This window comes from Mesotoga sp. HF07.pep.5.2.highcov, from assembly GCF_003666285.1.
Classification (GTDB): domain Bacteria; phylum Thermotogota; class Thermotogae; order Petrotogales; family Kosmotogaceae; genus Mesotoga; species Mesotoga prima.
In genome coordinates this window covers 1-921 of record NZ_JFHJ01000594.1, presented here as the reverse complement: position 1 = coordinate 921, position 921 = coordinate 1, and the positions used below count along the sequence as shown (strand labels likewise).

The following is a 921-nucleotide window of genomic DNA, read 5'->3' as shown; positions in this document are numbered from 1 at the left end:
GTTCTCTCCTTCAACTTCGTGGGAGACGCCTTGAGAGACGCCGTCGATCCTTACAGGGCGGTGGAGAAGGTATGAGCGCGATACTCGAGGTGAAGAATCTCAAAACTTATTTCAGGACCCCGGACGGTCTGGTCAAAGCTGTGGACGACATAAGCTTCTATCTCGAGAAGGGAGAGATCCTCGCACTTGTCGGAGAATCCGGCTGTGGTAAAAGCGTTACCGTCCAGACGATTCTCGGTCTGATAAAAGTGCCGCCGGCCAAGGTTGAGGGAGAGATCTTGTACAAGGGAAAGAACCTCGTGGGACTTTCTAACAAGGCGTACAGGGACATAAGGGGCAGGGAAATCAGCATGATCTTTCAGGAACCTATGTCGGCCTTCGATCCCCTTTACACGATAGGGTTCCAGCTAACGGAAGTTGCCAGAGCTCACATGACCTGGGACCAGATCAGAACCTACGATGAGATCATTTCAATTCTCAGAAGGGTAAATATCCCCGAACCGGAGAAAAGATATAGAGAGTATCCCCACGAAATGAGCGGCGGAATGCTTCAGAGAATCATGATTGCGATGGCCCTGATAACAAATCCAGAGATAGTTGTCGCGGACGAACCAACTACCGCACTGGATGTCACAATACAGGCTCAGGTTTTGAACATCATGCGGGAGCTCCAGGGAGAATTCGGCAGTTCGATAATCTTTATCACACATGATCTCGGGGTAGTTGCCGAACTAGCCGATAGAGTTCATGTAATGTACGCCGGAAAGATCGTAGAGAAGTCCGGGGTGAAGGAACTGTATTCCTCGCCCTCGCATCCGTACACCAAGGGTCTTCTCAGCTCTAGAGTGACAAGATCCTTCAAGGGGAAGAAACTGCCTTACATTGAAGGATACGTTCCCAGGGCATATGAATTCCCAGAAG

Annotated in this window: 1 protein-coding gene; it reads left to right on the top strand. The window is 50.2% G+C overall.

The window, feature by feature from the left end; all coding sequences use genetic code 11:
- Positions 1–71: 71 nt before the first annotated feature.
- A partial coding sequence (locus BG32_RS12530; RefSeq protein WP_147435028.1) for an ABC transporter ATP-binding protein occupies positions 72–921 on the top strand: 850 nt, incomplete at its 3' end.